Source organism: Tepidimonas sp. HKU77 (genome assembly GCF_049728535.1).
Taxonomy (GTDB): Bacteria; Pseudomonadota; Gammaproteobacteria; order Burkholderiales; family Burkholderiaceae_C; genus Tepidimonas.
In genome coordinates, this window is record NZ_CP187300.1 from 2,592,261 (window position 1) to 2,604,900 (window position 12,640).

The 12,640-nt window shown below is 64.8% G+C and carries 10 protein-coding genes and 1 pseudogene; 9 read left to right on the forward strand and 2 right to left on the reverse strand.

Annotated features, from left to right (window positions below; translation table 11 throughout):
• Positions 1–2: 2 nt before the first annotated feature.
• From ACPP3B_RS12595 to ACPP3B_RS12615, 5 genes are read left to right on the forward strand one after another with little or no spacing between them, the layout of a single operon-like run.
• Entirely contained in the window at positions 3–392 is a 390-nt protein-coding gene (locus tag ACPP3B_RS12595; RefSeq protein ID WP_424859204.1) for a hypothetical protein, read from the forward strand.
• 6 nt (positions 393–398) lie between these two features.
• Positions 399–1,223, forward strand: coding sequence for a conjugal transfer protein TraF (locus ACPP3B_RS12600; RefSeq protein ID WP_424859205.1), 825 nt, complete (start codon positions 399–401; stop codon positions 1,221–1,223).
• Positions 1,224–1,236: 13 nt separating this feature from the next.
• Positions 1,237–2,640, forward strand: coding sequence for a conjugal transfer protein TraH (locus ACPP3B_RS12605; RefSeq protein ID WP_424859206.1), 1,404 nt, complete (start codon positions 1,237–1,239; stop codon positions 2,638–2,640).
• A 4-nt stretch (positions 2,641–2,644) separates the two neighbouring features.
• A complete protein-coding gene (locus ACPP3B_RS12610; RefSeq protein WP_424859207.1) occupies positions 2,645–2,851 on the forward strand; it encodes a hypothetical protein in 207 nt (68 codons plus the stop codon).
• A complete protein-coding gene (locus tag ACPP3B_RS12615; protein WP_424859208.1) occupies positions 2,848–6,570 on the forward strand; it encodes a conjugal transfer protein TraG N-terminal domain-containing protein in 3,723 nt (1,240 codons plus the stop codon). The genes ACPP3B_RS12610 and ACPP3B_RS12615 overlap by 4 nt, the downstream gene beginning before the upstream one ends.
• On the opposite strand, the gene istB is transcribed toward ACPP3B_RS12615, so the two are convergent.
• Both istB and istA read right to left on the reverse strand, forming a co-directional pair.
• Positions 6,551–7,315 carry an IS21-like element helper ATPase IstB gene (gene istB / locus ACPP3B_RS12620; protein WP_045786199.1) on the reverse strand — a complete coding sequence of 255 codons (765 nt, stop codon included), beginning with the start codon at positions 7,313–7,315 and terminating at the stop codon, positions 6,551–6,553. The two genes, ACPP3B_RS12615 and istB, sit on opposite strands and share 20 nt — an antisense overlap.
• Positions 7,312–8,957, reverse strand: a pseudogene (istA, locus tag ACPP3B_RS12625) (IS21 family transposase). Before istA ends, istB begins: the two are co-directional and overlap by 4 nt.
• Positions 8,958–9,235: 278 nt before the next feature.
• On the opposite strand from istA, the gene ACPP3B_RS12630 reads away from it, so the two are divergent.
• The 4 genes from ACPP3B_RS12630 to ACPP3B_RS12645 all read left to right on the forward strand — a co-directional run bounded on the left by ACPP3B_RS12630 (position 9,236) and on the right by ACPP3B_RS12645 (position 12,632).
• Positions 9,236–9,589 (forward strand): hypothetical protein, encoded by a 354-nt coding sequence (locus ACPP3B_RS12630; protein ID WP_424859209.1) that lies wholly within the window; start codon positions 9,236–9,238, stop codon positions 9,587–9,589.
• Between the two features lie 96 nt (positions 9,590–9,685).
• Complete coding sequence (locus ACPP3B_RS12635) at positions 9,686–10,930, forward strand: TolC family protein (RefSeq protein WP_424859210.1); 1,245 nt, start codon at positions 9,686–9,688, stop codon at positions 10,928–10,930.
• Positions 10,927–11,505 (forward strand): hypothetical protein, encoded by a 579-nt coding sequence (locus ACPP3B_RS12640; protein WP_424859211.1) that lies wholly within the window; start codon positions 10,927–10,929, stop codon positions 11,503–11,505. Before ACPP3B_RS12635 ends, ACPP3B_RS12640 begins: the two co-directional genes overlap by 4 nt.
• Entirely contained in the window at positions 11,502–12,632 is a 1,131-nt protein-coding gene (locus ACPP3B_RS12645) for an efflux RND transporter periplasmic adaptor subunit (protein WP_424859212.1), read from the forward strand. Before ACPP3B_RS12640 ends, ACPP3B_RS12645 begins: the two co-directional genes overlap by 4 nt.
• The last annotated feature ends 8 nt before the right edge of the window (positions 12,633–12,640 follow it).

Sequence of the window (12,640 nt, forward strand, 5' to 3'; positions counted from 1 at the left end):
ATATGAAAGGCCACATCATCACCTGGGCGCTCTCGGTCGCGTCCGCATGTCTCGTGGGCTGGGCATGGGTGTACACCCACCCGACGCCCAAGCTGGCTGCCGTCAATATCCAATCGCTCGTTCACGAGCACACCCAGGCACTGACGGCGGCCATCAAACCGGACACCCCGAAAGAACAGCAGGAAGCCGCCATCCGGCGCGCTGCCGAGTTCGGCCAGCACCTCGATGCCGCACTGGCGGTCACGGCCAAGGAATGCGGCTGCGCCATCGTCAACGCAGCGGCGATCGTGGCGATGCCGAGTGCGGCGCAACCGATTGCAGACATCACGGAGCAGGTGCGGGCACGTCTTCAGCCCGGCCTGCCTGGCGCATCCAAACGTGCCGGGGGGTAAGCGGTGTTGGCAGGCATCAACGACAGAGGGGGTGTCGCCGTGCTGCTGGCGGGCGTGCTCGCGCTGCTGGCGGGCGCGCTCCCGGCGCGCGCGGCCATCGACTACCCGTCTGCCTTCGCCTGCGATGCCGCCAAGTTCAACTGGTACTGCGACGAGGAACCGCAAAAGAAGCCAGACGCACCAGCCAAGCCGCAAGCGAAGGCCCCAAAGCAGAAACAGCCCGACCAGTCCACAGCGTTGCAACGGCTGGAGGCCCTACAGCAGCGCCTAAAGGAGGCGCGCGCCAAGGCCGTTCTGGAACCAACGCCTGAGCATGTGGCCGAGTACATCCGACTGCAAAACGAAGTTGGGCAGATGGCGGGGGTGTTTTCCGATGTATGGCGGCGCGTGATTTGGCAAAACCCGGAGCTCAACTACGAACTCAAGCGCCCGGTCAACAATGCCGCCATCGACACCTACAACAAGGAGCGCTTCAAGAAGGAGATGCGGGCGCTCGACGCCATCAAGAAAGAGTGGGGGATATTCTTCTTCTTCCGCTCCGACTGCCCGTTTTGCCATCGCATGGCACCGACCTTGCGCTTCCTGAGCGACACATACGGTTTGACTGTTTTCCCCATCAGCATCGATGGGCGCGGCATCCCCGAATATCCCAATCCGCAGCCGGATAACGGATTGGCTGAGCGCCTGTCGGTGAAGAGCGTTCCCATGCTTGTGCTGGGCAACCCCAAGACGAAGCAGTTGATTCCGCTGGGTTCTGGCGTGATTTCGGCTCAAGATGTCATTGAGCGAATCTACATCCTGACCAGCACGCGCCCAGGTGACCTCTACTGAGAAAGGACGGCCTATGTTCAAGAAAGCCCTCGTTGCCGCAGCGGTGTCACTCGCTCTGACTGGACCGGCTTCGGCAAACATAAACTCCGAGATGCAGTCTTTTTTCAACGAACTTGGCGCATACGGAAACGTATCTGGCCCGCAGATACTAAAAGGGCAGACGGGCACCGCATTCGCTGGCGGCAGCCTGTACATGCGTGCGCCGCAGCGCAACTACAACCTGTTTAGCCTGGCCCCGCCCAGCGTCAAAGCCGGATGCGGCGGCATCGATCTGTTTGCCGGGTCGTTTTCTTTTTTGAATGCAGAGCAACTGACCGCGTTATTGCAGAACCTGGCAAACAACGCAATCGGTGTGGCGTTTCAGCTTGCCATCGAGTCCATTTCACCAGAACTGGCGGGATTGCTGAAGTGGGCGCAGGATCAAGCATCCAAGCTCAACAATTTCAACCTCAACTCGTGCCAGCTTGCCACGGGCCTTGTCACGGCAGCATGGCCGGATCAGGAAGTGGCGCAGCGCTACGCGGCGAAATCGGGGCTTGACCCGGCCTACAACTTTGCATCCGACTCCTGGAAGTCGCGCTGGAACCTGTTTACCCAGCCACCTAGTACTACCAACGCCCAGACGAACACCCAGATCAACGCCGACGCCCGCAACAAGGAGCGTCTGGCAGATGTCAATGTCGTGTGGCAGGCACTCAATCGGATCAATATTGGCGACTCGGAAATGAAGGAGATGATGATGAGCCTGGTGGGCACCGTCATCATCCGGCGCAACAAGAGCGACGACAGCAAACCCGACATTCAGTTTCGCGGGCCGCCACAGAAACTCACATTCAAGGACTTCATTGGTGATCCGGCCAGCGCCTCGACGACGATCAAGGTGATGAAGTGCCCAGACTATGATTGCCTCAATCCTGGGGAAGCCAGCACCACGGCATTGTCGTTCGCCAAATACTCGCGAGACAAGCTACAGGGCATCGTCGCAAAAATCAACTCACGCACGGCGAACACCCTGACGGCGGATGAATACAAGTTCCTTCAGGGGACATTTGTTCCGGTTTGGAAAATCGTGACGATGGGCGGAGGTCTATCCGAACCGATGGTGGACAGTATGTCTCAACTGATTGCGATGGACTTGGCGTTTTCGTTCTTCAACGAGGTGTCCAAGGAGCTACAGAAAGCGCTCTACAACAACAAGAGCACCGATTCGACGGTCGCCAAAGAAAACCTTGAAAAAATGAGCCAACGCCTGGCGGAGCTGCGACAAGAAGCGCACGCCATGATGACAGCGGAAGCCGCCAGGGTAAGCACGCTGCTCAATATGCAGCAGTCTGTCGCGCGCATCCATACCGAGCTACGGCGCGGCCTCTCCGAGCCGGTGCGGGTGTCGATGCAGGCGTTCCCTGGCGCGCGGTGATGCCATGTGGATACAGCGCTGGGCCAAGGCGCTGCGTGAGCCGCCTGGCAATCCGCGTCCAATTTTGGTGATATTCGGCATTTTGGTTTTGGCTTCGTCGGCAGAAAGCGACCCAATCTTCGGCCTTTTGTTTTGGTGTGGAATTGGATTGCTCATCGAGTGGACGCTGCGCGTGGAAAAGAAACACGAAAAAAGGGGTGATGGCGAATGAGCATCGCATATGAGGTTTATTCGTACTGGAACATTCTTGAATTGGAGGGGGCATTCAATGCCATCGCCTCCCTCACCAATAGCAACAATTTCACCGGTCTGCTGCGGGTATTGGCGCTTATTGCCATCCTGTCGCTAGCGCTGGCGGTGCTGGCTGGCCGAGCGCGGCACGAAGATTTCTGGCGCTGGGTGGTCATGGTGGCCCTGGTCAACGGGTTGATGCTCGTGCCCAAGACCAACGTCATACTCGTCGATAAGACGGGGGCAGAGCCCAACCGAACGGTCGCCAATGTCCCGATTGGGTTGGCAGCGCTGGCGCACGGAGCCAGCACGATTGGTGACTGGCTCACGCGCGCTTATGAGACGGTGTTTTCCCTGCCGGATGACCTGAAGTTCCAAAAACGCGGCCTCATGTTCGGGCATCGCATCCTCGAAGAAACCCAGGTCATGTCAACCGACATGGTAAGTGGCACGTGGCAGCGGGACTTCCAGGAATACATGCGCGAGTGCGTGGCCCCTGACCTCATCAGTGGATACCTGTCCATCGACACGCTGCGCAAGTCCACCAATCTTTGGGCAGCGCTGGGCAACACCAACCCGGCTCTCTACGTCACGCTCTCGACGACGGGAACCGTCGCGTGCTCGCCGACCGCGTACCAGGATTTGACCGACAGGCTCAACAACGCAGTGGTTCCGGCCATCATCACGAGCTACGGGCTAAAGCTCTTTCCGGGTGATACGCAGGCAAACGCCAAGACGCAAAACGCCATCGTCACCGCATACAGCCACGGCCTGGGGACGGCCAGCACCGCCCAGAGCATCGTCCAGCAGGCGGCGATCCAGACCGCTTTCGTGCAAGCGTACTGCGGGCTGTTTGCGCAGGCGGGGGACAGCAACCGCGCGGCCCTGTGCTACTCGGTCGGCATGGGGGCCTACCAAACCAACCAGACCTACGAAGTTCTCGCCAAGATCGCCGAGTCATCGATGCCCAAGCTCAAGTCGGCCATCGAGATCATCCAGTACGCGATATTCCCCATCATCGTGGCGTTTGCCGTCGTGGCCGGCCATCTGTCGATCCCGGTGCTCAAGACCTATGCGATGAGTCTGGTATGGGTTCAGCTCTGGCCGCCCTTGTACGCCGTGGTGCACTACATCATGACGGTCAAGATGCAAACCTACCAAAACGCGCTTGGCGCGGCGGCGGCAACACTCGAAGGGGCGGGGCAGCTCGTGAGCATGGCGGTATCCGACCAAGCGGTCGCGGGAATGCTGGTGGTTGCGATCCCTCCGCTGGCAGCGGCCCTCGTCAAGGGGGGCGAAGTGGGATTGCAAGCGGTCGCAGGCCTGGTCAGTGCGCCCCGCACGGCGGAGCGTCAGGCAGCCGATGTTGCCAAGGGCAACGAATCTGTGGGACAGTGGCGCACAGCCGGTATGGTGGAATACTCGACCACGCCCACACCCGTATTGGCGCACCGGAACGCGGACGGGTCATTTACCTACGCGAATCCAGACGGGTCGGCGACGTTCAACGTTGGCACGGCGCTGGATAGAGCGTCGTTCCGTGTCTCATCCGCAGGCCGTGAAGCGCGGGCGCTCACACAGCAATCGGAAACGGTGGAGACGGCGGCCATCTCACAGACGCTGAGCGCTGGCCGGGAAATCGCGGCGGCCTACAGCCGCGTGGGGGACTTTGTCCGCTCGCACGGCAAAGGGGCAAGCAGCGGAACCGGCTATACGGACAGCGATGCGGCCCGCATCAGCAAAGCGTACAACGAGGCCCAAGATGTGGCCCGGCGTTTCGCCACGAAACATGGCCTGACCGAAGAGCAGTCGGCGCAGTTACTGGGCTCGGTACAAGCCAGCGCCGGACTTGAAGCCCTTGGCTCCGGCATGGCCGCGCAAGCGAAGTTTATTGGTAACGCTAACGCAGCGGAATCCATCGGCAAAGACAAGGAAAACGCCTTCAAGGAAGCCTTGGCGTTCCAGCAGGCGATGGAGCGCGTGCGTCAAGTGGCGCGCGAGGAAAAGTTCAACACTGGCGAAACGTCGGAAGCCAAGGCGATGCGCGGCGTAAGGGCAAGCCTGGACGAGGCCAAGCGCCAGTCGGATCAGGCGGCGGCCAACTGGCAGCAATCCTTGGCATACAAGGAGCTGGCGGGATATGCCCGCGAAGGATCGCTGACCGTCGATCAAGACTTGACCAATCGCATCATGGATCGCCTCGCCACGGAGAGAGCCACCATCGACGGCCACACCTACAACGGATTCCGCCGGGATGAAGTCGATGCCCTCATGCGCACGAACAGTCCTGAGATGAGGGCGCTCGTGGATCGCATCGCCAGCGAAGAAACCGCCAAACTGCTGCAAGAGCGATATGGCAACCTCAAGTCGCCAGAGGATGTGCGCGCCTTCTTCAAGCAGGGCCTGAATCAGGTGGACGAACGAGACGGTGTGGCCGCTCAAGGCAAGCAGTGGCTGGGCGATGTGCGGCAACAGGGGAAAGCGGCAGGCGTTGACCCGGACAAGAGCGTCACCAGCCGTCTGCCAGGGCGCGTCAACGAGCAGATCGGCAAGGTCGAGGCAGGTGTCAACCAGGGGCGGACACACGTGGGCGGCGCCGGACAAGGACTACGGACGAACGTAGAAAACGAACTCAAAGACCCATCGTTGGCGGCCCGCGCGGCGTCGAATGCGTCGAACGCCATTCTTCCGAAAGGTACAGTATTCCTTCTCGACAAAATCGGCATGGCCCCCGGCTCGTTTGCGCAGCGCACGGCACAGAATTACGAGGGAACGGCGTGGCAGGCGGCGGGTGAAACGTTTCTATTCGCGGCAACGACTGTTGCCGGGGGGCCTTTGGGCAGAGCCGCAGGCAAAGCCGCCGCACCATTTGTCGGACGAAAAGCGATACGCGAAGCCGAGGAAAAGATCATCGCGGAAAATGCAACCAAATCAGTTGGGTACCATTACCCCGGTTTGGTGCAACTGGAAGCACAACAAGCGGGCAGGGAAAAACTCGCCGAGATCAGTGCTGCTGCGGCACGGGATGGACGCTTATTAGGCGTCGGCGCAGGCGCCGTAGTCGGCAATTATGCTGCTGAGAATTGGCAAAAGCCCGTGGTGCTGCTTCAGGGAGCATGGCAGCAAGGTGAGCAATGGGCGTCTGGATTGCTCCCTGGGCAACCCCAGCAACCGCAGCGCACTGAAGCGGGCCTGCCGCAACCGCAACCCCAGCAGCGCACTGAAGCCGGTGCGGTGCAGCAGCCGCAGCGTGCCGAAGCGGGCCTGCCGCAACCGCAACCCCAGCAGCGCACTGAAGCCGGTGCGGTGCAGCAGCCGCAGCGTGCTGAAGCGGGCCTGTCGCAGCCGCAACCCCAGCAGCGCACTGAAGCCGGTGCGGTGCAGCAGCCGCAGCGCGCTGAAGCGGGCCTGTCGCAGCCGCAACAACCGCAGCAGCCGCAGCGTGCTGAAGCCGGTATCGGGCAGCAGACCGAGCAGCGCACTGAAGCGGGCCTGCCGCAACCGCAACCCCAGCAGCGCACTGAAGCCGGTGCGGTGCAGCAGCCGCAGCGTGCCGAAGCGGGCCTGCCGCAACCGCAACCCCAGCAGCAGCCGCGCATTGAGCAGCCGCAGCCCCCGATGGCCACCCCAAACTGCCCCACTTGTGGCCGGTCAAACTGCTCCAGGCAGGACGGTCGAATTATGAGGCTTCAGGGCTGATGGCGATGCGCGCGGCGGCCTCCTTGAGGCGGTAGCTCTTGCCCTCGAATTCCAGCATCGCGCAGCGGTGCATCAGGCGGTCCAGGATGGTGGTGGCCATGGTGGCGTCGCCCAGATACTTACCCCAGTCCTGCACCACCCGGTTGGAGGTCACCACGATCGACCTGCGCAACTTGTAGCGCTGGTGCACGATGGCCTGCAACACCTCGGCGGCGTGCTCGCTGATGCGCCGCGCCAGGAACAGGTCATCCAGGACCAGCAGGTCGGGCTGCACCCACTCCTTGAGCAGTGAGCCCCGCTCGGTGGCATTGCCCAGCGCGTAGCGGCCAAACTCGGTGTCCGCCTCCAGATAGCGCACATCGTGACCGGCCAGCGTGGCCTGGTAGGCCACCGCCTTGGCCAAGTGGCTCTTGCCCGTGCCGGGCTTGCCCACGATCAGTGCATTGGCGCCCTCTGCGATGAACTTGAGCGTGTGCAGCTCAAAGCAGGCCGATCTGGGCAGCTTGGGGTTGAAGCGCCAGTCAAAGTCGGCCAGCGTGACCTTCTCATCCAGCCCCGAGCGCTTGTAGCGGCGCTCCATCAGGCGCGTTCGGCGCCGGTCCAGCTCGTCTTGCAGCATGGCGGCGAAGGTCTCCAGGAACGGCTCCTGGCTGGCCTGGGCCTGCATCACGCGGGTCGACAGGGTCTCGGCAATGCCCGAGAGGCGCAATTCGCGCAGCGCGCGTTCGATCTCGGCCAGGTTCATGCCAGGCTCCCCGGTGCGGTGGTGGTGGCAGCGGTGGTACTGGATACGGTTGCCGTGGCCGTGGCTGCGGCGTGCGCGAAGAGATCACCGTACTCATCGACATCGCGGATGAGCCCGTGCTGCTGGGTCAGCTCTGGGGTGGTGAGCACCGCGCCGTTGTCGCGCTGGCATGGGCTTCAATGGCGGCGAGCGCCTGGGCAAAAAGACCCTCGCTCAAAGCCAGCACGCGCTTGTAGCTGTAGATGCCCTGCTCCAGGGCCTGGGCACAGGCGGCGTTGACGCAGTGGGCCGGGTAGCGCCGCACCAGAGCCACGATGCCCCAGAGCTTGCGCTGCCCGACCCGCCCCTCGATGGCAAAGAGCAGCTCACACAGACGGGCCGCATGTTCGCCGATCTCGCTGGCCTGGCGCAGGATGTAGCGGGTCTCGCGCGAGGGGTTGAACACCCGCTCGTCCTGGGGCAGCACGACAGAGCCAGGACGCTCGGCCTTGGGGTGGGTGCGCAGCAGATCGCCCGTGCTGGCCTCACGGATCTCGATGCGCTGGGCGTAGATGCGCACCAGCACCTTCGATCCGATGGCCGCCGGGCGCGCGGCGTAGCTGCTGTGCGCGACGCGCACGCAACTGTCATCGCACACCGTGCGCTCGACCTCGCTGAAATACTGCATGCCCAACAGCGGCAGCGCCTTGAGGTAGGCGCGTTCTTCCTCGAACATGGCCTGCACCTGGCGCCGCTCGGTGCCGTGGATGCGCTTGGCCGCCCAGTTCTTCTCCCAGTGCGCCAGGAACTCGTTGTGGGCCTCGATGGACTCGAAGCGCCGGCCCTTCAAGGCCGTGGCCTGGGTGTGGCCGATAGCGTGCTCGACCGTGCCCTTGCGGTTGGGGTCGCGTACCCGGGCTGGGTCGGCCACCACATGGTAGTGCGCCAGGGTGGCAGCGTAGACCTTGTTGAGTTCGGGTTCGTACAGGTCGGGCGTGATGACGCCTTCCTTGAGGTTGTCCAGCACCACGTACTGGGGGCAACCACCAAAGAAGCGAAAGGCCCGCTCGTGCAGCTCGGCCCAGATCTGGTGGCTGGACTTCCAGACCACGCAGCGAAAGCTTGCCCGCGAGTAGCGCAGCGTGGCCACGAACAGGCGGGGTTTGCGGTACCGATCAGAACCCGGCACCCGGGTGGGAGCGCCTTCGCCGTAGTCGACCTGCATCTCCTCGCCGGGCAGGAAGCTCAGGCGGTCGAACTGCTCGGGCTCCTTCTGGCGCAGTCGGGCCACGAAGCGTTTGACGGAGTTGTACTGGCCGGCAAAGCCGTGCTGGTCGACCAGGTCCTGGAAGATGGCCATGGCGTTGCGCTTGAGACGCAACTGCGCCTGGATGAACTCACGGTGGGGTTCGCACAGGGAGGAAGCCAGTGGCGCAGGGGCAACAGCAGGAGCCGGTGGCCGGGGTGGGGCAGTTTGACTGGCCACCGCCTCAGAGCCGGTGGCCACCCCGGGGCAGTTTGCCCGTTCGGCCGCAAAGCGTTGCTGGTAGGCGCGGATGGTGTGACGGGAGATACCTGTGACCCGCTCGATCTCTCGCTGGCTGGCGTTGGCCTCCAGCAGCGTCCATATGGTGGTTTGCAAGTGTGGCTTCAAGACGTTCACTCCGGTGGTCCCCTCGTTGGTGAGGGGGTGAAAGTAACGTCCTGCCTGTCGGCCAGCGGGCGACCAACATGCCAAGCTCAATGCATCAGGTCACCACTGGTCAGGTGGAGCAATTTGGGTGGCCATAAGTGGAGCACTTTGGGTGGCCGCCGGGGCCTCGTGGACATGTGCACAGGCCGGCCAGCGGCCTGCACACATGCCCACCGGGCTCGACGACCAGGAGTCATTGTGACTGTTGGGTTCCACACGAAATGACGAAGAGCCGGTACACTTCCCACATGCCTCGCCGGCTTGTCGCCTTCATTCTCAGTCTCGTGCTGTCCTGCTACGGCTTCGCCGCCGTGGCGAAGGCGCTCGTGCTGACAAGCGGCGATGACCACGCCGTGGCGCACCTGCTGGAGCAGGCCCACCACCACCACGACGACGGCAGCGTGCACGTCGATGACAGCGACGAGTCGGTGCAGCACGTGATGGTCGACCAGTGGCTGGGCGCTCCAGCCATGCCGGCAGAGCCTCCCGCACTGCCGCACCTGCGCTTGGTCGCCGCGTCGCCCCCCGACCATTCCATCTCACGCATACCTACGCCCTACCTCGAAGGGCCCAGGCGACCTCCACGCTCCTCCGCTGACTAGGCTTCAAGTCGCGCTGCGGCATCGCGCCGCAGTGACTTTGGTGTCGCGCCTTCCCGTGCCGCTTGGCGCTGGAGGGCCACGAGTCAACGGAACACCGTGAAACCCCTTCTTGCACGGGCCGTGCGCAGCTTGCGTGCGATACCTCTTGCGCTGGCCGTCCTCGCTGCCAGTGCTCAACAGCCGGCGCCTTCGGCCTCTGCGCTGCGCACAGCTGTGGACGCGGCATGGCAACGCGCCCAGGAAGCCGCCGAGGCACAGGGCCAGGTTTTAAGGGCCGAAGCCAGTCGAGCAGCGGCCTCCAGCCTGTTGCCGGCTGTCCCGGCGATCGAGCTGTCGCACCGCGATGAGCGGTGGCTAGAGCGCGCGCCGGGCGCCGGCCGCGAAACCGAGCTGGCTGCGGCGCTGCCCTTGTGGATGCCCGGGCAGCGGGCCAAGCGGACCGCGGCCGCTGAAGCGCAAACCGCCATGGCCCAGGCTGCTGCCGCCTTCAGCCGTTGGCAGATTGCCGGCCAGGTGCGCGAACTCGCGTGGCGGGTCGTCGGGGCGCGGGCAGAGCTGCGGCAGGCGCAAGCCCAGCGGGACATGCTTGAGCGGCTGGCCGCAGACGTGGACCGCCGGGTCCAGGCCGGTGACCTGGCGCGTTCCGACGCGCTAGCCGCCCGGGCCGAAGCGCTCTCGGCAGTCGCCTCGGTGCGCGATGCGCAACTCCGCCTGACCGAGCTGGAACGGCAGTGGGTGGTGCTGGCGGGCATGCCGGCGCCGGCCGCAGAACAACTGGACGAGCCTGTGCCGGTCTCAGCGGCGGGGACTGGGTCTCACCCACATCTGCAGTTGGCCGAACGCCAGGTCGAGCACGCCCAACGTCAGCAGGCTGCAGTCGCAGCCGACCGGCGCGACCCGCCGGAGTTGCTGCTGCGCTACCGCCAGGAAGCGGGCGGTGTCGATTCACAGGCCCGCAACAGCGTCGGTGTTGGCGTGCGAATTCCGCTGGGCGGTGACGTGCGCAACCGGCCGCTGGAGGCCGCGGCGTCCTCCACGCTGCTGGTCGCGCAGCGGCAACTGGAGGTCGTCCGCGCCCAGGTGGACGCCACCCTGAAACAAGCCGAGGACGCCCATGTCGCCGCGCTGGAGCGGCTGGCTGCCGATCGCCAGCGCCATGCGCTCGTCAGCGAGCGGGCGGCGCTCGTCCAGCGCGCCTTCAACGCCGGCGATCACAGCCTGCCGGAACTGCTGCGCGCGCTGGCTGCCTCCGCCGCGGCCCAAGCCGACCTCGAGCGCTCACAGGCGGCGCTCGGCTTGGCCCGTGCACGCCTGCTCCAAGCACAAGGAATCACCCCATGACCCGCATCTCCGCGCGGCGCTGGCTCGCCGCCCTGTTGCTCGCCCCGTGGCTGGCATTGGCCGCGCCCGGCGCGCATGGCCCCAACGGTGAACACCTGGACGGTCCTGGCGGCCACGCCCATGGTCCCGCCACCGACGCACCGCGCGTCGAAGCGCACTCGGACCTGTTCGAACTGGTTGCCACGCTGGCCGATGGAGAGCTGTCCCTTCTGATCGACCGCTACGCCACCAACGAGCCGGTGCTGAACGCCAAGGTAGAGGTGGAAGCCGGCAAAGCCAAGGCGGTGGCGAAATTCCACGCCGACCACGGCGACTACGCGGTGGCAGACGAGGCATTTCTGAAGGCGATCTCGCAGCCCGGCGAGCACCCCTTGGTCATCACGATCACCGCAGCCAACGACAACGACCTGCTCGATGGCGTGCTGAAGGTGACGCCGGCGGAGCACAAGGATCACGCTGCCGCGACCTGGCAGAGCTGGGCGTGGGCAGTCGGGGTGCTGGTGGCGGCCGTGCTGCTTGGCCTTGTCTGGTGGTCCCGCAGGCGCGGGTCTTCGTTGTCCAGGAGCGCCGCATGACCTGGTTGCGTCGTAGTCCCCGCGGCTTCGTGCTGGTGACGCTGGTGTCCCTGCTGACCGCCGCGCATGCGGCTCCCGGCGCCCACGGACCAAACGGCGAGCACTTGGACGGCCCCGCTGCGTCCACCGGCTCCGGGCTGATGCGGCTGCCCGACGGTAGCGTCAACGTGCCGAAGCTGGCGCAGCGCCGGATGCAGCTGCGCACGGTGCTGGCGCCGATGTCGCAAGCCGCCGCCACGGTGGAGCTGAACGGCCGGGTCATCGTCGATCCGAACGCCGGTGGCCGTGTGCAGGCGATCCATGGCGGCCGGGTCGAAGCCGGACCACAGGGACTGCCGGTGGCCGGCCAGGCGGTCAAGCGCGGCCAGGTGCTGGCTTATCTGCGCCACCATGCCGAGCCGTTTGCCGAAGCCAACCAGCGTGCGGAACTGGCAAAACTGCGCGCCGACCGACAGATCGCCGAGCAGCGGGTGCGGCGGCTTGAATCGCTGGAAGGCACGACGCCGCGCAAGGAGATCGAGGCGGCGCGGGCCGAGCTGGCCAGCCTGAGGGCACGCGAGGCCAGCATCGGCGGCAGCCTGCGTGCACGCGAAGCGGTCGTCGCGCCGGTGGCGGGCGTGATCGCGCGTGCCGATGTGCAGACCGGCCAGGTCGTCGAGGCGCGCGAAACGATGTTCGAGATCGTCGACCCGTCGCGGCTGATGGTCGAGGCGACGACGGCCGATCCGGGGCTCGCCGGCCGCCTGCGCAGCGCGCAGCTTGCCGGGTTGCCGGCCTACCGGCTGCAGCTGGTAGGCGCGGCAGCCTCGTTGCGCGAAGGTGTGCTGCCCCTGACCTTCAAGGCCACCGCGCCAGCTGGCACTGTGGCGCTGGCGGTTGGTCAGCCGGTCACCGTGATCGCGCAGCTCACCGAACAGGTCAAAGGCGTCGTGCTGCCGGCGGCGGCCGTGGTCCGCAGCCCAGCCAACGAACCGGTGGTGTGGATCAAGTCCGGCGCCGAGCGCTTCATCCCGCAGCCCATCGAGGCCCGCCCGCTGGACGCGAACACGGTGATCGTGACCCGAGGCCTGGCTCCCGACAACCGCGTGGTCGTGCAGGGCGCGGCCCTGGTCAACCAGATCCGCTGAACGGCACG

Bases quoted from the DNA above. Each gene is read 5' to 3' on its own strand.
- ACPP3B_RS12595 (WP_424859204.1), top strand. From the start codon at position 3: ATGAAAGGCCACATCATCACCTGGGCGCTCTCGGTCGCGTCCGCATGT.
- ACPP3B_RS12605 (WP_424859206.1), top strand. From the start codon at position 1,237: ATGTTCAAGAAAGCCCTCGTTGCCGCAGCGGTGTCACTCGCTCTGACT.
- ACPP3B_RS12610 (WP_424859207.1), top strand. From the start codon at position 2,645: ATGTGGATACAGCGCTGGGCCAAGGCGCTGCGTGAGCCGCCTGGCAAT.
- ACPP3B_RS12615 (WP_424859208.1), top strand. From the start codon at position 2,848: ATGAGCATCGCATATGAGGTTTATTCGTACTGGAACATTCTTGAATTG.
- istB (WP_045786199.1), bottom strand. From the start codon at position 7,315: ATGAACCTGGCCGAGATCGAACGCGCGCTGCGCGAATTGCGCCTCTCG.
- ACPP3B_RS12630 (WP_424859209.1), top strand. From the start codon at position 9,236: ATGCCTCGCCGGCTTGTCGCCTTCATTCTCAGTCTCGTGCTGTCCTGC.
- ACPP3B_RS12640 (WP_424859211.1), top strand. From the start codon at position 10,927: ATGACCCGCATCTCCGCGCGGCGCTGGCTCGCCGCCCTGTTGCTCGCC.
- ACPP3B_RS12645 (WP_424859212.1), top strand. From the start codon at position 11,502: ATGACCTGGTTGCGTCGTAGTCCCCGCGGCTTCGTGCTGGTGACGCTG.